General features: G+C 67.4%; 24 protein-coding genes and 3 tRNA genes. 15 read left to right on the plus strand and 12 right to left on the minus strand.

Features of this window, described 5'->3' with window-relative positions:
• Positions 1–10: 10 nt before the first annotated feature.
• On the minus strand, positions 11–1243 hold the full coding sequence (locus tag RHCRD62_RS24320; protein WP_157051054.1) for a hypothetical protein: 1233 nt from the start codon (positions 1241–1243) through the stop codon (positions 11–13).
• A 223-nt stretch (positions 1244–1466) separates the two neighbouring features.
• Positions 1467–2036, minus strand: coding sequence for a recombinase family protein (locus tag RHCRD62_RS24325; RefSeq protein WP_050067342.1), 570 nt, complete (start codon positions 2034–2036; stop codon positions 1467–1469).
• 329 nt (positions 2037–2365) lie between these two features.
• On the opposite strand from RHCRD62_RS24325, the gene RHCRD62_RS24330 reads away from it, so the two are divergent.
• The 3 genes from RHCRD62_RS24330 (at position 2366) to RHCRD62_RS24345 (ending at position 6386) form a co-directional block, all read left to right on the plus strand.
• Positions 2366–3286: a DNA-processing protein DprA gene (locus tag RHCRD62_RS24330; RefSeq protein ID WP_050067343.1), complete on the plus strand. Its 921-nt coding sequence runs from the start codon at positions 2366–2368 to the stop codon at positions 3284–3286.
• Positions 3287–4683: 1397 nt separating this feature from the next.
• Positions 4684–4980 carry a hypothetical protein gene (locus RHCRD62_RS24340; protein ID WP_157051055.1) on the plus strand — a complete coding sequence of 99 codons (297 nt, stop codon included), beginning with the start codon at positions 4684–4686 and terminating at the stop codon, positions 4978–4980.
• 677 nt (positions 4981–5657) lie between these two features.
• On the plus strand, positions 5658–6386 hold the full coding sequence (locus RHCRD62_RS24345) for a helix-turn-helix domain-containing protein (RefSeq protein WP_050067346.1): 729 nt from the start codon (positions 5658–5660) through the stop codon (positions 6384–6386).
• On the opposite strand, the gene RHCRD62_RS24350 is transcribed toward RHCRD62_RS24345, so the two are convergent.
• Positions 6353–7171 carry an alpha/beta fold hydrolase gene (locus RHCRD62_RS24350; RefSeq protein WP_050067347.1) on the minus strand — a complete coding sequence of 273 codons (819 nt, stop codon included), beginning with the start codon at positions 7169–7171 and terminating at the stop codon, positions 6353–6355. The genes RHCRD62_RS24345 and RHCRD62_RS24350 overlap by 34 nt on opposite strands.
• A 242-nt stretch (positions 7172–7413) precedes the next feature.
• On the opposite strand from RHCRD62_RS24350, the gene RHCRD62_RS26670 reads away from it, so the two are divergent.
• Entirely contained in the window at positions 7414–7548 is a 135-nt protein-coding gene (locus RHCRD62_RS26670) for a hypothetical protein (protein ID WP_301280736.1), read from the plus strand.
• 18 nt (positions 7549–7566) lie between these two features.
• Here the strand turns inward: RHCRD62_RS26670 and RHCRD62_RS24360 are convergent, their stop codons facing one another.
• Together RHCRD62_RS24360 and RHCRD62_RS24365 are read right to left on the minus strand one after the other, a co-directional pair.
• The gene (locus RHCRD62_RS24360) at positions 7567–7920 is read right to left on the minus strand and encodes a hypothetical protein (RefSeq protein ID WP_050067451.1); all 354 of its coding nucleotides are present in this window, start codon (positions 7918–7920) and stop codon (positions 7567–7569) included.
• 109 nt (positions 7921–8029) lie between these two features.
• Positions 8030–8848, minus strand: coding sequence for a DUF5602 domain-containing protein (locus tag RHCRD62_RS24365; RefSeq protein WP_050067452.1), 819 nt, complete (start codon positions 8846–8848; stop codon positions 8030–8032).
• Positions 8849–8998: 150 nt separating this feature from the next.
• Between RHCRD62_RS24365 and RHCRD62_RS24370 the strand changes: the two genes are divergently transcribed.
• Positions 8999–9979 carry an alpha/beta hydrolase gene (locus RHCRD62_RS24370; RefSeq protein WP_084734464.1) on the plus strand — a complete coding sequence of 327 codons (981 nt, stop codon included), beginning with the start codon at positions 8999–9001 and terminating at the stop codon, positions 9977–9979.
• Between the two features lie 173 nt (positions 9980–10152).
• Positions 10153–11088 carry an alpha/beta hydrolase gene (locus tag RHCRD62_RS24375; RefSeq protein WP_253277481.1) on the plus strand — a complete coding sequence of 312 codons (936 nt, stop codon included), beginning with the start codon at positions 10153–10155 and terminating at the stop codon, positions 11086–11088.
• Positions 11089–11095: 7 nt separating this feature from the next.
• Here RHCRD62_RS24375 and hisC read toward each other — a convergent pair whose 3' ends face one another.
• Positions 11096–12178 carry a histidinol-phosphate transaminase gene (gene hisC, locus RHCRD62_RS24380; protein WP_050067350.1) on the minus strand — a complete coding sequence of 361 codons (1083 nt, stop codon included), beginning with the start codon at positions 12176–12178 and terminating at the stop codon, positions 11096–11098.
• A 135-nt stretch (positions 12179–12313) separates the two neighbouring features.
• Here hisC and RHCRD62_RS24385 point away from each other — a divergent pair.
• A tRNA-Ser gene (locus RHCRD62_RS24385) sits at positions 12314–12405 on the plus strand.
• 64 nt (positions 12406–12469) lie between these two features.
• Positions 12470–12545, plus strand: a tRNA-Arg gene (locus RHCRD62_RS24390).
• A 122-nt stretch (positions 12546–12667) separates the two neighbouring features.
• Here RHCRD62_RS24390 and RHCRD62_RS24395 read toward each other — a convergent pair.
• The 4 genes from RHCRD62_RS24395 to RHCRD62_RS24410 form a co-directional block, all read right to left on the minus strand.
• The gene (locus tag RHCRD62_RS24395) at positions 12668–14110 is read right to left on the minus strand and encodes a PepSY-associated TM helix domain-containing protein (protein WP_050067351.1); all 1443 of its coding nucleotides are present in this window, start codon (positions 14108–14110) and stop codon (positions 12668–12670) included.
• Between the two features lie 247 nt (positions 14111–14357).
• Positions 14358–14885: a hypothetical protein gene (locus RHCRD62_RS24400; protein ID WP_253277471.1), complete on the minus strand. Its 528-nt coding sequence runs from the start codon at positions 14883–14885 to the stop codon at positions 14358–14360.
• A 70-nt stretch (positions 14886–14955) separates the two neighbouring features.
• Complete coding sequence (locus RHCRD62_RS24405) at positions 14956–15996, minus strand: NAD(P)-dependent alcohol dehydrogenase (protein WP_050067353.1); 1041 nt, start codon at positions 15994–15996, stop codon at positions 14956–14958.
• Between the two features lie 124 nt (positions 15997–16120).
• Positions 16121–16642 (minus strand): hypothetical protein, encoded by a 522-nt coding sequence (locus RHCRD62_RS24410; RefSeq protein ID WP_050067354.1) that lies wholly within the window; start codon positions 16640–16642, stop codon positions 16121–16123.
• Positions 16643–16860: 218 nt separating this feature from the next.
• Here RHCRD62_RS24410 and RHCRD62_RS24415 point away from each other — a divergent pair, with 218 nt between their 5' ends.
• Positions 16861–17451: a putative glycolipid-binding domain-containing protein gene (locus tag RHCRD62_RS24415; protein WP_084734465.1), complete on the plus strand. Its 591-nt coding sequence runs from the start codon at positions 16861–16863 to the stop codon at positions 17449–17451.
• Between the two features lie 7 nt (positions 17452–17458).
• Here RHCRD62_RS24415 and RHCRD62_RS24420 read toward each other — a convergent pair whose 3' ends face one another.
• Positions 17459–18442 carry a prephenate dehydrogenase gene (locus RHCRD62_RS24420; protein ID WP_050067355.1) on the minus strand — a complete coding sequence of 328 codons (984 nt, stop codon included), beginning with the start codon at positions 18440–18442 and terminating at the stop codon, positions 17459–17461.
• Positions 18443–18492: 50 nt separating this feature from the next.
• On the opposite strand from RHCRD62_RS24420, the gene RHCRD62_RS24425 reads away from it, so the two are divergent.
• From RHCRD62_RS24425 to RHCRD62_RS24450, 6 genes are all read left to right on the plus strand, one after another.
• Positions 18493–19029, plus strand: a complete 537-nt coding sequence (locus RHCRD62_RS24425) for a tRNA adenosine deaminase-associated protein (protein WP_050067356.1) — start codon at positions 18493–18495, stop codon at positions 19027–19029.
• Positions 19030–19055: 26 nt separating this feature from the next.
• Complete coding sequence (locus tag RHCRD62_RS24430) at positions 19056–19496, plus strand: nucleoside deaminase (RefSeq protein WP_050067455.1); 441 nt, start codon at positions 19056–19058, stop codon at positions 19494–19496.
• A 57-nt stretch (positions 19497–19553) separates the two neighbouring features.
• A tRNA-Ser gene (locus RHCRD62_RS24435) sits at positions 19554–19644 on the plus strand.
• A 197-nt stretch (positions 19645–19841) separates the two neighbouring features.
• On the plus strand, positions 19842–21098 hold the full coding sequence (locus tag RHCRD62_RS24440; protein WP_050067357.1) for an alpha/beta hydrolase-fold protein: 1257 nt from the start codon (positions 19842–19844) through the stop codon (positions 21096–21098).
• Between the two features lie 58 nt (positions 21099–21156).
• Positions 21157–21546, plus strand: coding sequence for a hypothetical protein (locus RHCRD62_RS24445; RefSeq protein WP_050067358.1), 390 nt, complete (start codon positions 21157–21159; stop codon positions 21544–21546).
• Positions 21547–21592: 46 nt separating this feature from the next.
• On the plus strand, positions 21593–22276 hold the full coding sequence (locus RHCRD62_RS24450; protein ID WP_050067359.1) for a YceI family protein: 684 nt from the start codon (positions 21593–21595) through the stop codon (positions 22274–22276).
• Here RHCRD62_RS24450 and RHCRD62_RS24455 read toward each other — a convergent pair.
• On the minus strand, positions 22260–23168 hold the full coding sequence (locus tag RHCRD62_RS24455; RefSeq protein ID WP_050067360.1) for a sterol desaturase family protein: 909 nt from the start codon (positions 23166–23168) through the stop codon (positions 22260–22262). The genes RHCRD62_RS24450 and RHCRD62_RS24455 overlap by 17 nt on opposite strands.
• Positions 23169–23269: the final 101 nt, after the last annotated feature.

A 23269-nucleotide genomic window follows, 5' to 3' on the forward strand; every position in this document is an offset into this window, starting at 1 on the left:
GTAGGCCTTGCTACTCCCCAACGGGATCGGGCAATCCCACTATCTCCCGCGAAGGAAGCGGGTTGCCTTCCTTGGCGGCGGCGGCGATCACGCGATCCGGCACCCCGAGGAGTCTTGCGTAGCGTTTCCAGCCATCGAGCGCGAGGCGTGTGATCAATGTGTCACTTCCACCGCCGACTTCAAGCGGTAGACGTCGGGCGTACCTCTCAACCTGCCCGAGCGCGTGACCCGGCCATCTCGAGCGTTCCGTGGCAAACGCCTGATAATCAGGGTTGACCCACACCTGATCGGCCAGGTCGCCACGATCGATACCCTGCGCTATCAGCCAGTTGGTGGCCTCGACACGGCCGGCACCTCGCGGCAACCAGACCATGATGGCCTGCAGTCGACCCCGTGCATAGATGGTGACGTTGAACGGCAGTGTTGCTGGTCGCGCCTCCGACGGGGATTTCCACCGCGCCCACTTCAGCGGAATACGCCGAGCGACTGCGAGCTCGAGTTCATCGAGGTCATGGCCTGTGATCCCGAGTTCGGTGGCGTGTACAAGTCGCACGAGGTCGACCGCCTGCCCCTTCACCCAGGCCCAGTCGCCATCCAGCACCGCGCGAGGGCACAGGGTCCGGGGCATCGCCACGACGCGGCGTGGGGACAACAGCAGTCCTCGACGCCGGCGGGACTCGACGGCGAAGATCCCCTCGATCAAGAGCTGCGCGCCCAGAACTGGGCCCCAGGGTCCGACTGTGGGCGGCGCGACATCCCGTCCGCGTTCGTCGGCAGTGGGTTCTCGGTCGAGAGTCGAGTCCAAGAGCGTGTCGGTGGGCTGCGCGGCCGGACGAGGCTTGTCATCGACGGTGAGACCTGAGTTCGCTACCGCCAGCCGGGTGATCAGCACGTACAAACCGAGGTCCGAAGTTGCATCGGCAGCAGCGAGGCCGACCTGCGCATCGAAGCTGGAGTAGATGCTCTCAGCGAGTTCGCGGTCTTCGTGAGCGAGGTGGAGGTAGGCGGCGATCAGCACGTGGGACGACGCCTGCAACTGGCGGTGACGAAACTCGGCACGCAGCCGGCGGGCGGTGCTCACCGCATCGTCAAGCTGCGGGTAATCGCCGCGGAGGGTTACGAGATCTGCGGGTGCGACCCCACCTTTTCCAGTCTCGACCTGCTGCCACATACGGATAGCGCGACGCGCTGCCTCTTGCTCACCCGGCTCCCACGCGGTGCTCTGTCGAGGTTCGATGGTCATGCAGGCCTCCTGGCTGGTCGTGTGGCGTGAGTCGATACGGCAGCCCGAACGATCGGGATAGGGGGACAGACGAACCTGCCGAACAGCTGCCCGCGGGGCGAGCGAATCCGCTACGGGCTCAAAGTCGAGCTCTCATGGATAGAGGCCCGGTTGTTGCTGGCAACGACGGCCTTGATCGTGGCTGGTGACTACTTGGATCCGCCACGGGCAGCACCAAAGCGCGCTACGACGAGCTTGCGGTGGGCGCGGACAGATAGCGGTACGCGGTTGCGCGAGAGACACCCAGGACTCGGGCAATGTCCGGAACCGAGAGTCCCTGATCCCGCAGCTGGACGGCCTTGGTGGCATCCGCATCGTTGACCTTGCGGGGACGCCCGCCCCGCCGACCGTTCGCTGCGGCCGCAGCCAGGCCGGCTTGGGTGCGTTCGATCATCGTGTCGCGCTCCAGCTGCGCGAATGCCGCCATGATCGTCAGCATTGCCCGGCCCATCGCGCCCTCGGTCGTGAGCCCCTCAGTGAGGCTGCGGAACCCGATGCCGCGGGCGCGCAGCTGCTCTACAACGTCCAGGACGTGTCGGGTATTGCGGCCGAGGCGATCCAGCTTCCACACGGTCAGGACGTCACCCTCGCGGAGGTGGTTGAGGCACTGGTCGAGTTCGGGCCGCGTGGAGGTCGAGCCGCTGACACCGTGGTCGGTGAAAATGCGCTCCGCGCCGGCCTCATGCAGCGCCGCCTGCTGGAGTTCAGGGTTCTGGTCCGTCGTGCTTACTCGCGCGTACCCGATCACTGCCATGACCGCCTCCGTCTCATAATCCCGTCAAGCTCGGGGTTATGAGAATACTGGTTTTGAGACAGGTTTTCAAGACGGTTGTCGAGTTGGTCAACCCGCGGCGGGGTGAGGCTGCCGTTCCCGGTTGAGGTGTCTCAACAACCCATCGTTTCTGAGACTGGGCTCCGAGGACGAACGCGCTGCGCTGGCTCGAAGGTGCGGTTTACGATAAAATGGGAACGTATGTTCGAACACTGATTGGGCGAGTAGCGCTCGGTAAAGACTTGGGGACAGAGCGAAATCGAGGGGTAAGGATGGCGCGATCGCGATGCGGGCAACCTACACTTCGACCTATGGAGTGCGTCAACGAGGCGGAGGCAGCAGTGCTCATTGCGCTGCTGCACGCTCGGCCACGCAAGATGAGCTGGTCGGCGATCGCATCCGAAGTTGCACTGAGAGGCTCGGCCACTGCGCTCTGGGACGAGTGCTTCCCTCCGACGCTTGAAGGAGTAAATGACCTCGATGGACACCTCGCCCGCGCGTGGGAGAGCCTGGAGGCCTGGCGGAGTGAGGACTTCAAGCTTCTGACAGTGCTCGACGGGGGGTATCCCTCTCGGCTGCGTGAGATCCATCAGGTGCCGCCGATCGTGTTTGTCCGTGGTCAGCTGCGCGACGACGAGGTTGCGGTGTCCGTGGTTGGCTCCCGCCGCGCTAGTGACCGGGGTCGTGCTGTGGCAGCGCGAATCGCTGAGGGGCTTGTCGATCGAGGGATTGCTGTCCTATCGGGTCTCGCTGAAGGGATCGACGCAGCCGCGCACACGGCGACGTTGAAGGCGGGTGGGCGGCCGATCGGTGTAATTGGGACGGGGATCAACCGCTCGTATCCGGCCGGAAACCGGACTCTTCAGGCGGAGGTAGCGAAGCGCGGAGCGGTCGTATCGCAGTTTTGGCCAGACGCCCCGCCCCAGAAGCACAGCTTCCCGATGCGAAACGCGACGATGTCTGGTCTCGGCCGAGCATCGATCGTCGTAGAGGCCGGTGAACACAGCGGGGCACGTATCCAGGCTCGCCTGGCGGTTGAACACGGGCGGCCCGTCATTCTTACGGACATGGTTGTTGGTGCAACGACATGGGCACGTGACCTTCTGACGCGTCCGGGTGTTTACCTCGCGAACTCGACGGCAGAGTTGATGGATCTGGTCGATCAGCTGACTCAGACTGCCGCCGGTGTAGACGACTGGTCGAACGTCCTTCCCGACCTCGTGGACCATTGAGCTTGGTGGAAGAGGTAAGCCGTGAGCTCGTTGCCAGCGCGGGCGGCTATCTACGAAACGTGGTGCGCGTCTCTGGTGTGACTTGTGAGGTCTGTAGGACGCCGGTTGAGCAGCCGTACGTGCGGTGCTTTCGGTGCCACTCCGCGGCGAGCGGTCTCTCCAGTGGGCGTCTAGCGGATGTTGTCGTCCCGTTGACGTACGCGGTTGGCGGGCAGCAATCGGGCTACCTTCTGCGGCACTATAAGGACGACGTTTCACCGGCTACTCGGTTGCGTCTGCAGCAGACCATTAGCAGGATCATCGTCCTTGGGATCGTCTGTCACGAGCGATGTATCGCCGAATCAGTTGGTCGGCCGGTCAACGTGCGGATGACGATCCCGTCGCTCAGCGGGCGGGCAGGAGTGCATCCACTTGAGCAGCTTGCGCGCACGATGCAGGCGGTAGGAGAGCTTCCTGCGTTGGTGAAGTCCGACCGGGCGACCTCGCAGCGAGTGGTCAGCGCGTCACAGTTCGAGCTTGCCCCAGGCAGCGACGTCGTCGGCAAGCATGTCTTGCTGATCGACGACGTATGGACGACGGGGTCGCGCGCGCAGTCCGCTGCGCTCTGCGTTAGGGCGGCTGGCGCTTCCGCGGTGTCGGTCCTTGTGGTTGCACGGTGGCTGGACCCGAACTTTGGGCCGACTGGCCCATTCATCAAGAGCAGGCTGACGTCGGACTACGACCCGGCCACATGTCCAGTCACTGGTGGAGCGTGCCCATAGCCGCTGGGTGGATCACCGAGGCGTGCCCACATTTTGCCCACACTTGCCCGCAAAGCGGGGTGATCTGGCGCTATCCCGAGTGAGCTGTCACCGCAGGTAACGCCCGGTTTCCGGCTCTGACCAGCAGGGCTCGGCAGAGTTCAAATCCCTCCGCTTCCGCCAACAGGTCAGGGGGCGGTCCTCATGGACCGCCCCCTGACGTCCGAAGATCCGCCAACCTTTCGATGTGACGCGGACATGACACTCGATCGCCTGTACCGCGAGCGTGGCCTCGAGAAGTAGGGCGGCTTTCCGGCGAAGACGGTCCGTCGACCGGGCCATACGCGGTGCGGTCGCGGAGCTTCTCGGCGTAACGACACCCGCGACGATCGCGGTATTCAGGACATGAACGGTTGGCGAGCCCTGCTGGTCGCGTTGGTGGGTACAGGACTCATCGGCTGCGCAACCGATGCCGGGGAGGATGGCCCGCCCTCGCCGGTTACGACGAGTTCGTCTGCGCCGACGAGTGCTCCCACGCAGGCGCGCGTAGCTGAGTCGCCATCGCCGACCGCGGTGCCCGAACCGGTCGAGATCACGGTGCAACAGCCCCCGACTCCGGTGGCGACAGAGCCGGCCCCAGTCATCACCGGCTGCCAGATGGGGATGGGACCGATCGAGACGTACTGGTCCGACGGGTCGGTCACCGGGTACTCGGACTACTGCCAAGCGCAACACGACGCGGCGCTGTCCGCCGAGGTGGAGGCCAATCGCAACGCGCCCTACCCCGAGCAGGAGTCCACCTACACGCCGCTTCCGCAGGTGGAACCGAAGGACGATTTCGACACGTCGTACCGTTGCACGAACCGGATCGACTACACGGGTGATCCCCGGTCGAACGCCGAAATCAACTCCATCGGCGCCACTACCGGTTACTGTCCCGAACCGATCAACTGACCTCCGAGCAGCCAACCTTCCGGTGCCATATCCCGACCCTTGCTCAGCGCGGTGTTCTGCATGACTTGGGTTGCAGCAGGAATTCATTCGCTCAGCCGGCCAATCTCCAGCTTGTATCGAAGCGCTGCGACCACCGGGTCGGCATCCCCCCTACAGATGCCGATCCGGTGGTCGCAGGTCAGGCCGCAACAGGTCTGGCGGGTATGTCCTGAGCGGCCTTGTTCCCGTGCATGTCCGCAGATGTATCGATCTGCGATGAGCAGGAACAGGGAAGCTACGAGCCCACGATCAGTTTCGTTGCCATACTTATTGTTTCGACATCAGCCGATCCGAATTCGGCGTTGGCGCTGACCGAGGTATCGATGCGCCCGGACTTCATCGGTGGACACCCCAGTCGACGTTGGGGTGACCAGTTACTTCGCAATGGGCTCAGTCGATTGGCTGACTACTGCGGACAGTCGCCATCGTGCTGTTCCCTCCTGCGGTGTGACGGGTGTCAGCCAACCACACGGCATGGCGTCGTGTCGCCCCTGAACAGGCCTTTTCCGTGACAAGGATTACTGTCATCTCCGACCCCCTGACACAGTCGCAGTGCCACTCCCCCCTGATGTAGCACTGCGCAGTGCTACCAGGCATCCTTGTGGCACTCGGAGTGTCACAAGGGGAAGTGGTCTGGCGTGGTCGGGAATCCATTGGCGCGGTTCATCAAGTCGCACCGTTCGCAGCGTGGCCTTACTCAGAAGCAGCTGGCCGAGGCCGCGCACGTGAGCGCCAGCTACGTCACGAAGATCGAGCAGGGGCGGGCACCGCAGCCCGGTGAGTCCGTCCTCAATCGGATGGCCGAGGCGTTGGCACTCGACAGCTCGGACACGCACACCCTGTACATGCTGGCCGATCGCACCCCACCACGCGCGCTGAACAGCGCACCCATCACTGCGGCGGGCACGAATCCCCTGATCAACCTGTTCCGCCGCGACCACGACGACGTCCTGTGGTCGATCGTCGACGCGCATCTGAACGTGATCGACTCGAACAGTCTCTACCAGAGCAGTTTTCCCGGGATCGGGGATCACGCCAGCTTCGCGGAGTGGCTGTTCCGGGACTCGCGGGCACGGCTCGTGCACGAGGAATGGGAGGTCCGCGCAAACTCCACGGTGTGGTGGTTGCGGCGCGCGGCCACCAGGAGCGGTGACCGCGGCGCCTTCGACGAACTCCTCCGACGGCTCGAGGAGTCCTTCGACTTCCGACGGCTCTGGAACGACCCGCTGAGCGCGCGCGGGCCGGAACAGACCATGAAGATCCGCGACTACAGGACCAGGAAGGTGATCGCCCTCGACAGCGGGTACTACTCACGATTCCCGGACGATCAGACTTACGTGTGGGTCGGTGTTCCCGCGGGCAGCTGAGACAGCCACCGCGTGAGGATCGGGTTCACCAGGTCCGGATGGGTGAGGTTCGCGCCGTGTGACGACTGTTCGATGACCCGAACCTCCGTAGGACCGCCCAGTCGCGCGACCATCTCGTTGACCGACGCGTCGGAGAAGGCCTGATCCGCTGCCCCTCGCACAACCAGTGCGGGGGAACGGATCTCGGCGAGAAGATCTTCCACGGAATCGTGCTCGACCAGGCAGTCGATCGCCGGAGCGAAGTCGGACCAGTCGCGTTCGAGCCACCGGTCACGCCACGGAATCTGGTCCCGTTCCCGGTCGCCGCCGATCATCGACGATGCGAGCGCCCACACCATGGGCTCGAAATCGGGAGATCCGATTCCCTCGATCCACCGCGTGAACATGCGGCGGTAGCCCTCACGTTCCCTGTCGGTGTAGGCGCCGGCAGCGGTACCGAACAGTATGAGGCCGCGGCACGCGGAGGGGGAGAGCAGCGCCATGCGTAGCGCGATGAATCCGCCCTGGGAGTGGCCACCGAACACGGCGTCGTCGATTCCGAGATGGTCGAGGATCGCCAGTCCGTCGCGCGCCTGGTCCCAGAAGCTGTATGCGGTGGCATTGCCGTGGCTACGGCCATGGTTCCTGGTGTCCCATCGGATCAGCCGGTAGTCGCTCAGCGCCTCGACTTGAGCGTCGAACATTCTGTGGTCCATGAGAAATCCGTGCGAGATGATGATGGCCGGGCCCGTGCCGCCCGAATCCTCGTAGAACACCGAGCTGTCCGAGGTCTCGATGAATGGCACTGTGTTTCCTCCCCAATCCTCGCGGTTCACGCGAGGCCCTCTGTCATGCGTTGGATTCGGAAGCGAACGTACCAGCTGGAATGATGCAGAGCGCTTCAGCGAAAACGCTGGTGGGACATGCACGTGTCCTCGTATCCCAGCGGAAGAACAAGAACGCCGCCTCGAGGTCCGAGGTGGCGTTCTGTGTGCGGTCCGGGGCCAGGGGCTTCGTTCTTTCGGAGCAGCATGCGAGTCTGTCCGCTATGAGGCTTTTCGCAGCGGTGATGGTCGCAACGGTGGCGGCCGGCTTGGCGGCCCGGTGGATTCGCGCCGGTTCGGCGATGTCAGCGCAGGACTGGGCGCGCGACCCGATCGAACCGGACGACCTCGCGGGCTAGGGCTGGAGAGACACCCGACTACGGCGTGTTCAGGTACGTCTCGATCGACTGCTGCACCTTGGGGTTTCCGTTGCCCATGCCGATCAGTCCGCCGATCGTCGCGCCGGTCGGGGCACCGATGATGCAGCCGGCGAGGCTTCCGGGGAACATCGACACGCAGCCGATACCGAGGCCGACGACGGCTCCGATGGCGGTTCCGGCGGCGCCGCCCTGCGCCCATGCGACGCCGAGTTCGGCGAGCATGGCGTCGAGGGCCTGCTGTTTCGTCGGCGGTGGGGGCGGTGGTGCCGGGTCGGCGTGCGCGGTCGCCGTTCCTGCGAGCACAGCCCCGGCGATCAGGGTGGACGCTGTCAGCTTCGTGAGCGTGTTCATCGCGATCCTCACCTTGCGAACGAAGGACGAGTCGAACCGACTGTAGGCGCGACGTCCACCGGAGGCGCGACGAACTGCCTGACCGTTACCGTTTTGCCGCAGGCGCCGCTCACGATGCCTCGCGCATCGTCATCCCGCCGAGTTCGACCACGTACTCGTCGGTGGTGTCGTCGTAGTTGACCGTGTAGGTGGTCGGGTAGTAGCCGGACTCTGCGTATGCCGCGGGCTGCTTCACGGTCTCGTCGACGCTCTGCTTGGTGAGCATCCACTCCCGGGTCATCATCGGTTCGAGAAACGTGAATGCTCCGTCCCAGGACCCGGCGACGAGGATCTGGTCGAAGACGAAGTCGGGTGTGCCGACGCCCTCTGTCGCATCGGTCCAGTGCAGGCCCATGTTCGGCACGGTCTGGAGAGCGGGAGGTCCGGGCGGGGGGATGTAGTCGGCGGGCATGTACTGGCCCGGCGGGAGGGTCGACGCCTGGATCGCGAACTCGGGGCGGGTCGGGGTGATCGCCGCGATCTCGGCGCGGTCCTGCATGAAGAAGTGCATGTCGAAATGGGGTGCGGTGAAGACACCCTGGGGTTCGTGTCCGTGCGGGTTCCAGTCGACGGTCACGGTGTCGAACACCGTCGGTGGGGCGTCCGGGGGCAGGTCGAGTTGGAACACCTGCATCGGGGCGTTCATGTCGTGGGGGAGGCCGTCGAGCGCGGTCGCGGACAGTCGGATGCCGACTGCATCGGGCGTACCGTCGTCGGTGAGCGTGACGTACGTGTGTCCGCTTCCGTCGCCGACGGGGACCGACTGTCCGGTGAGCAGGTTGTCGGCCGGTGATGCGTCGGAAGTCTCGGAACACGCACCGGCAAGCAGCGCGCAACTGCTGATGGCGAGCGCGGTCGCGGTGGTTCGGGTACGGCGATGAATGCGCATGATCCACCCCATTCTCGAGTGTGATTGCGATCACATTAGCAGCTTTGGTGGTTCGCGCCCTTTGCTGATCACGGTTGTGAGCTGGGAGAGTGTCCGGAACCAGCGGGACCCGGGGGTGGGGGGTCGCGCTGCACGACGAAGGCGGACGCGATGAAACTCTTGATGGCGACGGCGTTGGCCGCGGCGCTGACCGGTCTTGCTGCCCCTCATGCGATCGCAGGCGGCACCCACTCCGCAACGGCAACCGTCGATCACGTCACGATGCTGACCGACCGCCGAGCGGCGGTGTTCGTCGACTCGCCCGCCATGGGTCGTGTCGTTCAGGTGCAGGTGCTGCTGCCCTCCGACCGCGATGCGGCCAGACCCACGCTCTACCTGCTCGACGGCGTCGGCGGGGGCGACGAGTCCGACGGTCAGGAAAGTGACTGGACCACCCAGACCGATGCCGTGGATTTCTTCGCGGACAAGCCGGTCAACGTCGTGCTGCCCGTCGGTGGTCCCGGCAGCTACTACACCGACTGGCAGAAGCCCGATCCGGTGCTGGGCGTGAACCAGTGGGAGACGTTCCTGGCTGAGGAACTGCCGCCGCTGATCGACTCCCGGTTCGGCGGCAACGGCGTCAACACCGTTGCGGGACTGTCGATGGGCGGAGCGGGCGCACTCAACCTCGTCACGCGCAACCCTGACCTCTACACCGGCGTCGCCTCGTATAGCGGCTGCGCCGACACCACCAGCCCCGAAGCGACTTTCATGGTCCGCCGGACCGTCGGCTACGTCGACGGCGACGCCGACAACATGTGGGGCCCGGACGGAGATCCCGACTGGGTGGCGCACGATCCGATGGTGAACGCGGAAGCGTTGCGCGGCAAGGTCGTCTACTCGTCCGTTGGCAACGGAGCGATGGGACGGCACGAACGCTTCGACGACCCCGACCTGCCGCTGATCATGGCGTTGGGCGGGACGCTCGAGGCGGCTGCGTACCACTGCACCCTCGGGTTCGAGCGCCGACTCGGCGAGCTGGGAATCCCCGCCACCTTCGACTACACCCCCGGTGGCACGCACACCTGGCCGTACTGGCAGGACGCGTTGCGCACGTCCTGGCCGAGTCTGGCGCGCGCGATGGGTGTGTAGCCGAACATTCAACCGTGAGGAACGGCAACGAGATTCGGCTCGCCCTGCGACGGGTTCGGTGATCCGATACCGTTGCCGCCAGCGGCTCGTCCGCAACCCGGCGGTGTGCCGCACGAGGTGGGCCTGTGAAGCTACTCGTGACGTTGGCTCTGTCCGTGGTCCTGTGCGGCCTGATGGCGGCTCCTGCCGCGGCCCGAGGTCCGTCGAGTAGGCAGACCGCGACCGTCGACCATGTCACCATGCTCACCGACCGCCGGGCCGCGGTGTTCGTGCACTCGCCGTCCATGCGGGAGACCGTGCAGGTTCAGGTGCTGCTCCCGCCGCCGGGCACCGGTCCGCGGCCGACCCTCTACCTTCTCGACGGCGCGGGCGGCGGTGAGGAGTCGAACTACCAGGAGAGCACCTGGACGCAGCGCACCGACGCCGTCCGCTTCTTCTCCGACAAACCCGTCAACGTGGTGCTTCCGGTCGGCGGCACCGGCAGCTACTACACCGACTGGATTCGACCCGATCCGAAGCTCGGCGTCGACGAATGGGAGACGTTCCTGACGGAGGAACTGCCGCCGATCATCGACGCCCGGTTCGACGGCAACGGGATCGACGCGATCGCGGGCCTGTCGATGGGCGCGCACGCCGCACTGAACCTCACCGCGCGGCATCCCGACATGTACGCAGGCGTGGCGGCGTTCAGTGGCTGCGCGGACAACAGCCAGTCGAACTCCCGGCTGTCGGTGCGGGCCACCGTCGCGTGGAAGGGCGGCGACGCCGACAACATGTGGGGCCCGGACGGCTCCCCGGCATGGGCGGCGAACGATCCGATGCAGAACGCGGAAGCGTTGCGCGGCAAGCAGATCTACGTGTCCACCGGCAACGGTGTCGCAGATGCGCTCAGTGACCCGACCACCGCGGACGGCCTCAGCGCGATGACGCTGGGCGCCGGACTCGAGGCGGCAGCGCTCGCCTGCACCCGCCTGTTCGACGCACGACTGCGCGAACTCGGCATCCCCGCGACGTTCCGCTACCGGGACACCGGCACCCACTCCTGGCCGTACTGGGAGCGGGATCTGCACGACGCGTGGTCGACACTGGCCCGTGCGATGCGGGTCTGACCCGGCGTCAGGACTTCGCGATGTCCAGGCCGGCACCCGACGCGAACACGAGAAACGCGTCGTTCTCGTGCGGATCGCCGATCGTGATCCGCACGCCGTCGGCGCCGTACGCCCGCACCACGACTCCGGCGTCGGCGCTGGCGCTCGCGTACGCCTGCGACTTCTCGCCCAGCGGAAGCCACACGAAGTTGCCGTTCGACTCGGGCACGTCGTAGCCGGCGGTGAGCAGGGCGTCCCGAACCCGGGTCCGTTCCGCCGCCACCTGGTCGGTGCGGGCGAGGAGTTCGTCGGCCGCGGCGAGGGACGCGACTGCCGCGGCCTGCGCGACGACGTTCACCGCGAACGGCGTGTGCACCTTGCCGAGCGCCGCGACGATCGACGGATCCGCCACCGCATAGCCGACCCGCAAGCCCGCCAGGCCGTACGCCTTCGAGAACGTCCGCAGTACAACGACGTTCGGGCGTCCCTCGGCGAGCGCGACGCCGTCCGCGATCGTCTCGCCCGCGTCACCGCCGGGCCGCACGTACTCGAAGTACGCCTCGTCGAGGGCGACCAGGACGTGCGAGGGCACCTTGTCGAGGAAGGACGTGATCTCGGCGGCCGTCAGCGCGCGGCCCGTCGGGTTGTTCGGGTTGCAGACGAAGATCAGCCGCGTCCGGTCCGTCACCGCGGCCGCCATCGCGTCGAGGTCGTGCGCGTGATCGGGCGTCAGCGGCACCGGCACTGGTGTCGCCCCCGCGACCTGCGTGACCACCGGGTACGCCTCGAACGACCGCCACGGGAAGACCACCTCGTCCCCGGGGCCCGCGGCGATCTGCACCAACTCCTGGCACAGGCTCACCGAGCCGCAGCCGGCGGCGATCCGGTCGGCGTCGACTCCGAGGCTCTCGGCCAGTGCCTCCCGCAATGCGAGGTTGGTGTTGTCGGGGTAGCGGTTGACGCCCGCCGCTGCCTCCGCGATCGCCGAGGCCACCGAGGGCAGCGGACCGGAGGTGGTCTCGTTGCTCGCCAACTTGAACGCGCCGGGGAAGCTCTTCCCGGGGACGTAGGTGGGGAAACTGTCGAGATCGGGGCGGATGCGTGCGGTCACGAGGTCACATTATGCGCGGTGACCCGATCCGGATCGCGGCCACCTGCGCAAACGGGGGATTGACCAGGCGTTTTGCAGATCACGCCGGTCCATGTGTACTGTTTCGTCTCGGCGGTTCGAAAGGACCTGAGCCTAGGAAGCGTGCCAGAGCGGCCGAATGGGACTCACTGCTAATGAGTTGTCCTCCTCAAAGGGGACCGGAGGTTCAAATCCTCTCGCTTCCGCCATGTCAGCTTGCTGACAGTGCCGGATTTCCGGTGCAGCCGGTTCTCCGGCACAATTGAAGAACATGCGCCCGTAGCTCAACGGATAGAGCACTTGACTACGGATCAAGAGGTTAGGGGTTCGAATCCCTTCGGGCGCACCAACGAAATCCCCGTCACCATCAGGTGGCGGGGATTTCGTCTACCTGGGGCCCGGCTGACGAGAGTGCAGCTTCGGTCGCGGCCTCTCGGCCGATGTGACGAAAACTGCACTCTCGACGAGAGGTCAGGCGCGCAGGCGCGCCCGCAGACCGAGGACGGCGTCCACGACGAGGAAGCCGAGCAGGCTCAGCCCCAGCAGCGGCATGAACCAGCCGACGGCGACGGCCACCGCCACCACCGCGACCGCGAAGACCGGGTTGGTCTGGCGCAGGGCGCCGCGCAGCGGAGGACGCCCCACGGCCCAGTCGGAGCCGCGCGTCGGGCGACGACGCCACCACATGACGTACCCGCGCACGATCACCGTCACCAGCGCGACGGCCAGCGCCGCGAGAGCGAGCTGGTTGAGCAGGCCGAACAGCAGACCCATGTGCAGTTGGATGCCCCACGCGGTCAGCTTCGCCGCGATCGGCCAGTCGGCGAACCGCAGCTGGTCGGTGACCTGACCGGTCGTGCCGTCGACGGCGATCGAATCGGCGCTCATCACCCAGGGCTGACGCGTCTCGGCCACCGCGAACGCCGTCGAGGAGTCCGCGGGGATGGACGCCTCGACGGCGTTGTCGACGCCGTTCTCGCGTGCAACGGTGAGGACGCTGTCGATCTGCCCGACGTGGGTGTCGACGATGCCGGTGTCGGATGCGGCAGGGGCCGCGCCGCCGTGGCCCTCGTGTCCGCCCCCGCCTGTGGCCACAGCGCCGGCATCGAGCGTCTTGTCGAGCGAGGGCGTGGTCCAACTCAGCGCGGTGCGCAGGTCGGAGACGTTCTCGCCCGCGTACTTCGACCACGTCAGGCCGGTCGCGGAGAGGAACACCAGACCGACGGCGATCCAGGCGCCGACTGCGCCGTGCCAGTTCACCGTGCGAGCGCGGCCCTGTGCCGTCCGATCGACGGTGAGCAGTCGAGCGGAGGTGTTGCGGGCCTTGGCCTTGCGGTAGCGGTCCCACCACAGGTAGAGGCCGCCGAGCGCGATGACCCACAGCCAGGACGTGGCGAGCTCGCTGTAGATGCGTCCCGGCTCGCCGAGGTGCAGATGCCGGTGCAACTGCGAGATCCACGTGCGCATCGGGAGGGCGCTGCTGGAGCCGTAGACGGTCAGCTCACCGACCGGTTGCGCGGTGGACGGGTCGACGAACACCGCGAGGCGCTCGGATTCGCCGAGCGTCGGGTCGGTGAACAGGACCCGGGTCGTGTCTCCGGCCTCCGGGGCGGGACGCACCGCGGAGACGGTCAGGTCGGGCCGGACCTGCTGCGCGGCGCGGATCTGGTCGGCGACCGGTTTCGGTGCTCCGGAGTAGTCGACGCTCAGATAGTCGCGGTAGACGATCTGCTCGATCGCGGGGGCGACGGCGTAGAGGCCGCCGGTGATCGCGGCGATCAGGATGAACGGCGCGACGAGGATGCCCGCGTAGAAGTGCAGACGCATCATCAGAGGGCGGACGGTCCGCTTCTGGCCGGGCGGGGCGGACTGGGACGTGCCCGCGGAGGGGCGTTCGATGTCGGGTGCAGACATGGGTGTATCTCGATTCGCGTCAGGCGCTGCGCGCTCGTGCGCGTTGTGGGAGCCGGAGCCCACCACAAAGGCGCACGGGCGGCGACGCCGCCAAGGGTGTCGTGTGAGAGCGCGCGCAACTGACTCGCCGGTCGGAAACGACTCGGCGAGCAGGGTTTTGCGCGGGGGCGCGGGATTCCGGAACCACTCGGATGCCCCTGGCGATCAGGCGCCGGGGAGGCCGAAACGGGGAACCGGGCGACGTGCCCTAGGCGGTGAGGGGCGGGCCTCGCCTGCCGACACGGGCACCGACGAGGATGCGGCGTGCGAATCTGGGACGGTACGCGGTGACGCGACGGTCGATCGGCATCGCGACGGGAAGCGGCACGAACGGTGCCGGGAGGATTCGGTGCAGGGACGCGGCGGCGAGGGCGCAGCCGCGCCGACCACCGCGGATCGCGACAGCACACACGACGACCGCGACCGCGTGCGCGGCGAGCATCGCGGGGGACAGCTGCATGCCGTGATGGGCGGGGGCTCCGGCGGTGAGGGCAGCGTGACCGACTGCCTGCCCCGCGGTCAGGGAGCCGACGAGGAACGGCAGCTCGGCGGTCCGGACGCGGGCGGTGGACGCCAGCGCACCGACTGCGCCGCACGCCAGGACGAGCAGCACCGCTGCGCTTTCCGTCGGCGCGGCGCCGCCTCCCATCGCGTGGGCGGCGACCGCAACCGCAGCGGACAGGGCGCCCACGAAGCCACCGCGCATACGCGCGAAGGCCGGGCCCCGAGATTTCACGCCGCGAAGACTACAAGTCCGCGGTCACCTGCGCGAATGCCGGGTGGGTCGGATAGGTGGCAGGGTTGGGTCACGGCACGATGACTGCGCGCCCTCGCAGGGTGCCCGCGGCGAGTCTGCGATACGCCTCGACCCCGTCGTCGAGGGTGAACCGCTCGACGGCGATGTCGAACACGCCCTGGTGCGCGAGGTCGATCAGTTCGATCAGTTCGCTGCGCGACCCCCAGTACGGCGAGGTGACCGCCGCTTCGTAGGGACTCTGACCGAACCCGACCTTGGCGTGTGCGACGAAGTCGCCGAGTCCGACGATGGTCACGTCGGACGCGACGCCCGCGACGCCCATGGCGATGTCGATGGTCGGCTGGTATCCGACGAAGTCGAGGACCAGGGCGGCGCCGGCGGCGCCGGTGATCTTGCGGACGTTGTCGACGGCGTCCTTGTCGGACAGCACGGCCTCGTGCGCGCCGACCGACCGTGCGAACTCCAGCTTGTCCTCGGTGATGTCGAGTGCGACGACGCGGGCGGGGGACAGGTGCCGCAGGAGTTCGATCGCGACGTGGCCGAGGCCGCCGGTACCGATCACCACCGCCGTCGAGCCGCCTCGCAACTTGTGCAGCGACCTCTTGATCGCGTGGTACGGCGTCAGACCTGCGTCGGTGAGGGGAACGGTCGCCACCGGGTCGAGGTCGCCGATCGGAACGAGGTGCCGTGGTGAGTCGATGATCATGTACTCGGCGAGCGCACCCGGTGAACCGAGTCCGGGCGGCATGATGCCGAGTTCCGCGGCGCGGGAACAGTAGTTCTCCTCGCCGCGGGCGCAGTGCCAGCAGGTCCCGCAGCCCCACGGCCCGTACACCACGACGTTGGTGCCGATGTCGATTCCGGACACACCGTCGCCGAGTTCGGCGACGGTCCCGGCGCCCTCGTGGCCGAGGGTGAGGGGTAGGCCGTAGACGTACCGCTCCTCGGGCAGACTCATGATGAAGTCGTCCGAGTGGCAGACGCCGGCCGCGGTGACCTTGAGGAGCACCTCACCGGGACCCGGTGACGGCTTCTCGATCTCGGTCACCTCGGGTTCGGCGCCGATGGTGGTGTACTGGATGGCCTTCATGCGACGCACCTTTCCCGCGGTCGCGCCGGGCCGGAGGTCGGCCGGGAGGTGCGAGGCCGCTACGTGGTACGCCTTGGACGCTAGCCCCGCTCGGATGTCGGCGACAACGGGAGCGGCGCGCGGGTCACCAACTGCAGCCGCACGTCCCGGTCAGCGACTGCACCTGGAAGCAGTCACCGCACGTGGTGACGAGTTCGCGTCGCCTGCTGCGGTCGCGCTTCTGCGCCTTCGCCCGCGCCAGCACGACGCTCGGTGCCAGTGTCGCGATGCCACCGTCGGCGGGCAGGTCGACCGCGCCGAAATGCCGGTAGCAGCTGAGGCGTTCCTCCGCAGCGTGCTGTTCGAGATCGTTGGGGACGAAGCCGTACGTCGCGCTGACCGACTTCGCGTAGCCCTCACCGACCGTGCCGTTGACGCTGATGCACAGCGCGGACAGCAGTGGTTCGCCTCGAGCGGCGCATTCGCCGCCGACGCGGCTGAGGGTCTTGCCGATCCAGTTCTGCAACAGGTTGCGGGTGCGGACGCCGGATCGCTCCTGGATCTCGTCGGCGAGTTCCTGATAGGTGAGGGTGCGCTGATAGGTACCTGCCACCTCGATCAGGACTCTGCGGGCTTCGGCTGACCAGATCTCTTGATTGTCGGCCATCGAATTCCTCCTGGGGCTGTCATCCGATCAATGTCATTCTGTGACCAGGGCGTTATGACGCGGACAGGTTTCGTCATTCCCGGCCGCAGGGGGAGTGGATGGGGCACAATGCCTCCGCGTCGCGCGCAGCGGCACATGCGACCGCGTCGCGGGCGACGCGTCCGGTGAGACACGGCACCTCGGCTGCTGATCGGGGCGGCGTCGCTTACCGTAGACAGGTGACCAATCCAGCACAGCGCGACGACACCGTGTGGCCGGCGGTACTCACCTGGCGGGCGCACAATGCCCCTCGGATGGAGTCGGTGCGAGTGCAGTTGGTGGGCAACCGGATCAAGGCGTCCGGACGCATCATCGGTGGCGAGTGCGCCGACCACCCGGCCTTCAGCGCGTCCTACGACCTCGTCACCGACGAGGCCGGCGTGACGCGTCGACTGTCGGTGCGGACGAGCCTCGCCTCGGGTGAGCGGCACGTCTCGATCAGCCGGGACGCCGAGGGCTATTGGATGGTCGAGGACGGCACGAACCACCACCGGTCCGGTTTTGGTGGCGCGCTCGACGTCGACGTCGTGCTCAGCCCCTTCTTCAATACGCTGCCGATCCGGCGGTTCGCGATGCAGCACAACGCCGAGAACCATCAGGTCCCGGTCGTGTACGTGTATCTGCCCGACCTCAGCGTCCGCGCGGCGGATCTGACCTACAGTTCCGGACCCGACGGCATCCAGGTCCTGTCCCCGGTGTCGAGTTCGACGATCACCGTCGACGGCCAGGGTTTCATCGTCGACTACCCGGGGCTCGCCGAGCGGATCTGACGCGCACTCATGGTCGCGCGGCCGGGACCGCGCGGATCACGCCGCCGCGACGTCCGGCGTCACGCAGCGCGCTCGCCCAACCGGACTCGCCGATCGCCGTGTCCGTGATCTCCCACCGGTCGAGGGTGTCGTAGCGCGTCCGCGCGGCGTGCCCGGCATCGACGAGGATCTCGGTGCTGCCGGTGTCGTGCAGAGCGCGGCGCGCATCCGTGAGCAGGGCGAGCGCCTCGTCGAGGGCCACGGTCAACGCCTGCGCATTCGCCTCGCACATCGCCCGGACCAGTGCGGGCGCGGTGCCGGCGACGCGGGTGCCGTCCCGGTAGGACCCCGCGGCCAACGCGAGCGAGAGGTCACCGCCCGCCGCCGCGGTCACCGCGAGTGCCTCGGCCAGCAGATGCGGCAGGTGCGAGATCCGCGCGACCGCGGAGTCGTGCTCGTCGGCGCCTGCCGGGACGACGACCGAGCCGCAGTCGAGCGCGAGTCGGGCGACCCGCATCCACGCGTCGGGGTCGGTGTCGTCCTCGGCGGCAACCACCCACACGGCGCCTCGGAAGAGGTCGGCATCGCCGGCAGGCCACCCGGACTGCGCGGTCCCCGCCATCGGGTGCCCGCCGACGAACCCGCCTGCCAGGCCGTGCCTGCGGACCGCGGCGAGGACCGCGCCCTTGACGCTGACGACGTCGGTGAGCGTGCAGTCGGGGGCGTGCTCGGCGATCTGCGTGAGGACGGAGTCGAGGGCGGGTTCGGGCACCGCGACCACGACGACCGCGTTGCTCTCACGAGCACGGTCGAGGGCGGCACGCAGGTCGGTTCCCGCGTCGAAGCCGTCGGCGCGCGCCTGCGCGGCGGACTCCGGGGAGCGGTTCCAACCCCACGCGGTCCGGCCCGTCGCGGACGCCGCTCGAAGCACGGAACCGCCGATCAGGCCGAGTCCGAGGACGCACACGGGAGGAGCACTGGATTCAGCGGACACACCGATAGGTTGGCACATTTGCGCCGTCGAACTTCATGTCGGGGCCGCGCGCGGACTACGGTTGCCGCATGGCTGCTCAACGCGCGGGGAACAATGCCTCGTCCGACCAATTCGACGCCCTCGACGGCGTCGGTGTTGCAGTGGTGCTCGACGACGGGAAATGGAAGTGCACGGCGCTGACCGCGGCGGCACTGACCAGCCTGGAGCAGGCCGAGAAGGAGCTTCTCGAGATGCGGGCGTCGGGTGCCGTGTTCGGACTCCTCGACATCGACGAGGAGTTCTTCGTCATCCTGCGTCCCGCGCCGACGGGGACGAGGCTGTTGCTGTCGGACGCGACGATGGCGCTGGAGTACGACATCGCCGCCGACGTGCTCGAGGCGCTCAACGTCGAGACCCCCGACATCGACACCGACGACCTCGACGACATCGAGCCGTGGGAGGAGGGCGACCTCTCGGTCCTGTCGGACCTGGGGCTGCCGGAACCGGTGCTCGGCGTGATCCTCGCCGAGACGGATCTGTACCCGGACGAGCAGTTGACGATGATCGCGCAGCGCCTCGGGTTCGGCTCCGAGCTGTCGGCGGTGCTCGACGCCCCGCTGAGGTGACATCGCTGCTCGCGCGTGACGAGGCGATGGTGCGAGCCGCCATTGCCGCGGCGCGGGGCGCCGACCCGGCCGACGTTCCCGTCGGCGCTGTCGTGTTCGACGCCGATGGACGCGAACTGGCCCGCGCCGCGAACGCGCGTGAGGCGTCCGGCGACCCGACGGCACACGCCGAGGTGTTGGCACTGCGTCAGGCGGCGGCGGTGCACGGTGACGGCTGGCGGCTGGAGGGCGCGACGCTGGCCGTGACGTTGGAGCCGTGCACCATGTGCGCGGGCGCGTTGGTGCTGGCCAGGGTCTCGCGGGTGGTGTTCGGGGCGTGGGAGCCGAAGACCGGAGCGGTGGGTTCGCTGTGGGACGTGGTCCGCGACCGCAGGCTCACGCACCGCCCCGAGGTACGCGGGGGCGTTCTCGAAGCCGACTGCGCCGCCCTCCTCGACGACTTCTTCCGCACCCACCGCCTCGGGTGAGGCGCGGCTGACCTGCCGATTTACGCTCGCGCGGGCGCGTCGGGTAAAGTCACCAGCGGTGGCGTGTCCGAGCGGCCTAAGGAGCACGCCTCGAAAGCGTGTGACGGGTAACCCCCGTCCGAGGGTTCAAATCCCTCCGCCACCGCCAAAGCTCCCCGCCTGTGTACGCAGGTGGGGAGCTTTTTTTGTGTGCCTGGCCCCTGCGACTACTACGTCGTCTCTCCGATCGGAGCCGCGACGTGGCGCGCCCGTGGGGGACCCACATCCTCCAGCCCAACCAGGATTGGTTAGGCTTCCCTAATGTCTTCGACTGACTGGGCGTCATCTCGGGTCCACCCGACATCCATGACTACACGGACCGCACGCCGACGCGGTGCACTCGCCGCCGTGACCCTGGCCACCGCGATCGGTCTCGGCGCCGCAACGGCAGGACCGGCCTACGCGGTCGCCCCGACCACCGTCCGCGACGGATGCGCGTACACCGACGACAACGAACGCGCTCAGAACATCCAGACCTGCTGGGTGTGGTCGGACTCGATGCAGACGTCGGTAACCGTGAAGATCCGGCCCTCCGACAGGCAGGCCGGAGGATCCGAACAGGCCGCCTACTTCCTGGGTACCCTCAGCGACCCCAGCGCCAATGGCCGGGGCGAGCTCTACGGCACCGAGTACAACCTCGTGGCCATCCCCGATTCAGCGAAGACATGGACGTCGAACTGGCAGTCGACCCCGGTCGGCACCGACGGCAAACCCCTCACCACCTACGAAGGGAACACCTTCACCCCGCAGTGGGAAACCTTTGTCGGTGAGGAACTTCCGGTGTTCCTGAACGAACGCTTCGACATCGGGACCTCCGGGAATGCCGTGTCCGGGCTCTCGATCGCCGGCGGGCAGGCCGTCAATCTGGCACTGAAGTATCCGGAGGTGTTCTCGGTCGCGGTGTCGCGATCCGGCTACTACCAGACCGACAGTCTCCTGGGATACCTCGCGGTCCCGCTCACCCTGTCCTCGCGTCACGGCGTGTCCAACGGGTTCGACGCCATGTGGGGCAACCCCTTCCTGCCCGGCAACACGTGGGGCGACAACGACGTCGCGGCCCGGATCGCCGAGGCGAAGGCCAACGGGCAGACGATCATCGTCTCCACCGGCAACGGTCTGGTCGCCTCCAAGGCCGAGTGGGACGAGATGATCGCACAGGGCGGCATCGCGCATGTGGCCATCGGTGGCGTCCTGGAACTCGCCTCCTTCACGTCGGCGGTGTTGCTCAACGCCCAGGCCGCGATCCTCGGTCTGCCGGTCGATGTCATCTACACCGCCGGTGCTCACACCTGGAACCGCTGGATCCGCACCGACGAGGAAGAAGCCGCTCGCCTCGAGGACGCTCTGCGCAAGTACGAGCAAGGGCAATCGCCGGCTCTGCTCCTCAGCGCGAAGCCCGAGGTGACCGCGGACCCCGCCGCGACGAAGCCCGTCACCGAGTCTGCCGTCACGACGTCGCCGACAACCTCGGCCGCACCCACGCCGAGCACGGATACGGCCGAGACCGACGTTGCCCCTCAGCCAACGACGACCGGGGTGGTTGGTGCCGCATCTGGAAGGTAGCTCACGGATTTCGTCGGACCGGGTACGGGCGATCGGGTGATCTGGTAACCATGTCCCGATGATGAAGGCTTCGATCGTGATCTCGCTCGCCGGTGCGGCGATGTTGGCGTTGACCGGATGTTCGTCGGACGACTCGTCGGCAGCGCCGACCGAGGACAGTCTGCGCGCCGCTCTCGACGCCCAGTACTCCCGGTTGCAGACGGCCGACTGGACCACGGACTACGACCACCTGTCGCAGCGGTGCCAGGACATGTTCACCCGCGAGGACTACGCCGCGGCTGCCGCGAAGGCGTACGAGGGCCGCGACTTCTCCGGTCCGCAGGAACTCGCCATCACCATGGACGGCGACTCGGCGACCGTGGTCGCGACCTCCTTCGACGGGAAGGGCAACAAGGCGCCGATGACGTGGCGGTACGTCGACGGCGAGTGGGTGTACGACAACTGCTGATCGTCGTCCCCGGCGCGTAGGCCGGGGTGCCCCTACTCTTGCCGTCATGGTCAAGCGGTGGTGGATCATCGGAGGCATAGCGGTGCTCGCGGTGCTGGCGGTCGCCGCCGGCCCGTGGATCTACGGGACCTGGATCGCCGAGGACGACGCGCCCGCCGCGGCGGTGTCCACGTCGGGGGCGCAGGCCGCGGAGGGCGACGTCAACGGCCAGTGGACCGTCGTGCCGGGGGCGGACCCCAACACGACGGCGGCCGGCTACACGGTGCACGAGATCCTCAACGGCGCCAGCGTGACCGTCGTCGGCAGCACCGGTGAGGTCTCGGGCAGCGCGACGGTGGACGCGGACAAGTTGACGGCCGCCGACGTCACGGTTCAGGTCGCGTCGATCGCGACCGACAACTCGCGCCGCGACGGGCAGTTCCGGGGCATGGTCATGAACACCGACGAGTTTCCGACCGCGACATTCACCCTGGACGGCCCCGTCGACCTGGCGGGCGTCCCCACCGACGGCAGCACCGCGAACGTCACCGCGACCGGCACGCTGACGCTGAAGGGCGTCACCCGTCCCGTCACCGTCGACGTCGAGGTCCTGCGGTCGGGAACGGACCTGATCGCGTCCGGTTCGATCCCCGTCACGTGGACCGACTTCGGTGTCACGCCGCCGTCGCTCGGATTCGTCACCGTCGACGGGGCAGGCACCGTCGACTTCCTCGTCAGTCTGCAGAAGTAGGTTTCCACCCGGGCGGGCCGAACACGTAGCCGAACTTGTGCCGCCAGGTGTCGGCGGCGGCGACGTCGCGCCCTATCGCGGCGTACTCGTGGCCCTGCAGCGTGAGGATGTTGTAGGTGCCGACGGGTTTCGTCAGCCCGTACGTGGGCCGGTGCGTCTCCTCCCGGTAGGTGCCGAACATCCGGTCCCAGAGGATGAGGATTCCGCCGTAGTTCCGGTCCAGGTATTCGGGGTCGCAGCCGTGATGCACCCGATGGTGTGACGGCGTGTTGAAGACGTACTCGATCGGCCGGGGCAGGCGGTCGACGTGCTCGGTGTGCACGAAGAATTGAAACACCAGGTTGACGCTGAATCCGACGAACACCATCCACGGTGGGATGCCGATGAGCGGCAAGGGGATCCACATGACGATCTCGCCGCTGTTGTTCCACTTCTGGCGCAGCGCGGTCGCGAAGTTGTAGTACTCGCTGGAGTGATGCGCCTGATGGGTCGCCCACACGATCCGGACCCGGTGCGCGATCCGGTGATACCAGTAGAAGAGGAAGTCGACGCCGACGATCAGGATCACCCACGTGTACCAGGCGTCCACCGGCAGGTGCCACGGCGCGAGGTACGCGTAGATCGCCGCGTACGCGACCAGGGCGAGCGCCTTCCATGCGGCGCTGGTCGCCACCGACACCAGGCCCATGGAGACGCTCGCTCGCGCATCCCGCTGCTCGTAGCCGCCCTCCGGGGGATGCGTGCGCCCGGCGTCGTCGGTCTGCGGTTCGGTGAGGTGCCGCGCCGCGATCCACTCGATTGCGAGGAAGAGCACGAAGAACGGAATCGCGAGGGCAACGGGGTCGCGCAGCGGCACCGGCAGGGAGTTCCACACGTCGGGCAGATCAAACATGTAAGCAGTGTGGACCCGCCGACCGCCCCGGATCCGGCAATCGCCCGAACCTGTGTGACGCAGCGCTGCCGCATCCGGTTCCCCTGTGGACAGCAGCCTGT

The sequence above is a fragment of the Rhodococcus sp. RD6.2 genome (genome assembly GCF_001040705.1).
GTDB lineage: Bacteria > Actinomycetota > Actinomycetes > Mycobacteriales > Mycobacteriaceae > Rhodococcus_G.

What these genes read in the sequence shown, in the direction of transcription:
- RHCRD62_RS24445 (WP_050067358.1), top strand. Translation starts at nt 21,157, where the DNA reads ATGATGAAGGCTTCGATCGTGATCTCGCTCGCCGGTGCGGCGATGTTG.
- RHCRD62_RS26670 (WP_301280736.1), top strand. Translation starts at nt 7,414, where the DNA reads ATGAGGCTTTTCGCAGCGGTGATGGTCGCAACGGTGGCGGCCGGCTTG.
- RHCRD62_RS24420 (WP_050067355.1), bottom strand. Translation starts at nt 18,442, where the DNA reads ATGTGCCAACCTATCGGTGTGTCCGCTGAATCCAGTGCTCCTCCCGTG.
- RHCRD62_RS24340 (WP_157051055.1), top strand. Translation starts at nt 4,684, where the DNA reads ATGGGGATGGGACCGATCGAGACGTACTGGTCCGACGGGTCGGTCACC.
- RHCRD62_RS24425 (WP_050067356.1), top strand. Translation starts at nt 18,493, where the DNA reads ATGGCTGCTCAACGCGCGGGGAACAATGCCTCGTCCGACCAATTCGAC.
- RHCRD62_RS24455 (WP_050067360.1), bottom strand. Translation starts at nt 23,168, where the DNA reads ATGTTTGATCTGCCCGACGTGTGGAACTCCCTGCCGGTGCCGCTGCGC.
- RHCRD62_RS24375 (WP_253277481.1), top strand. Translation starts at nt 10,153, where the DNA reads ATGGCGGCTCCTGCCGCGGCCCGAGGTCCGTCGAGTAGGCAGACCGCG.
- RHCRD62_RS24325 (WP_050067342.1), bottom strand. Translation starts at nt 2,036, where the DNA reads ATGGCAGTGATCGGGTACGCGCGAGTAAGCACGACGGACCAGAACCCT.
- RHCRD62_RS24450 (WP_050067359.1), top strand. Translation starts at nt 21,593, where the DNA reads ATGGTCAAGCGGTGGTGGATCATCGGAGGCATAGCGGTGCTCGCGGTG.
- RHCRD62_RS24330 (WP_050067343.1), top strand. Translation starts at nt 2,366, where the DNA reads ATGGAGTGCGTCAACGAGGCGGAGGCAGCAGTGCTCATTGCGCTGCTG.
- RHCRD62_RS24395 (WP_050067351.1), bottom strand. Translation starts at nt 14,110, where the DNA reads ATGTCTGCACCCGACATCGAACGCCCCTCCGCGGGCACGTCCCAGTCC.
- RHCRD62_RS24410 (WP_050067354.1), bottom strand. Translation starts at nt 16,642, where the DNA reads ATGGCCGACAATCAAGAGATCTGGTCAGCCGAAGCCCGCAGAGTCCTG.
- RHCRD62_RS24370 (WP_084734464.1), top strand. Translation starts at nt 8,999, where the DNA reads ATGAAACTCTTGATGGCGACGGCGTTGGCCGCGGCGCTGACCGGTCTT.
- RHCRD62_RS24360 (WP_050067451.1), bottom strand. Translation starts at nt 7,920, where the DNA reads ATGAACACGCTCACGAAGCTGACAGCGTCCACCCTGATCGCCGGGGCT.
- RHCRD62_RS24405 (WP_050067353.1), bottom strand. Translation starts at nt 15,996, where the DNA reads ATGAAGGCCATCCAGTACACCACCATCGGCGCCGAACCCGAGGTGACC.
- RHCRD62_RS24320 (WP_157051054.1), bottom strand. Translation starts at nt 1,243, where the DNA reads ATGACCATCGAACCTCGACAGAGCACCGCGTGGGAGCCGGGTGAGCAA.
- RHCRD62_RS24440 (WP_050067357.1), top strand. Translation starts at nt 19,842, where the DNA reads ATGACTACACGGACCGCACGCCGACGCGGTGCACTCGCCGCCGTGACC.
- RHCRD62_RS24365 (WP_050067452.1), bottom strand. Translation starts at nt 8,848, where the DNA reads ATGCGCATTCATCGCCGTACCCGAACCACCGCGACCGCGCTCGCCATC.
- RHCRD62_RS24430 (WP_050067455.1), top strand. Translation starts at nt 19,056, where the DNA reads ATGGTGCGAGCCGCCATTGCCGCGGCGCGGGGCGCCGACCCGGCCGAC.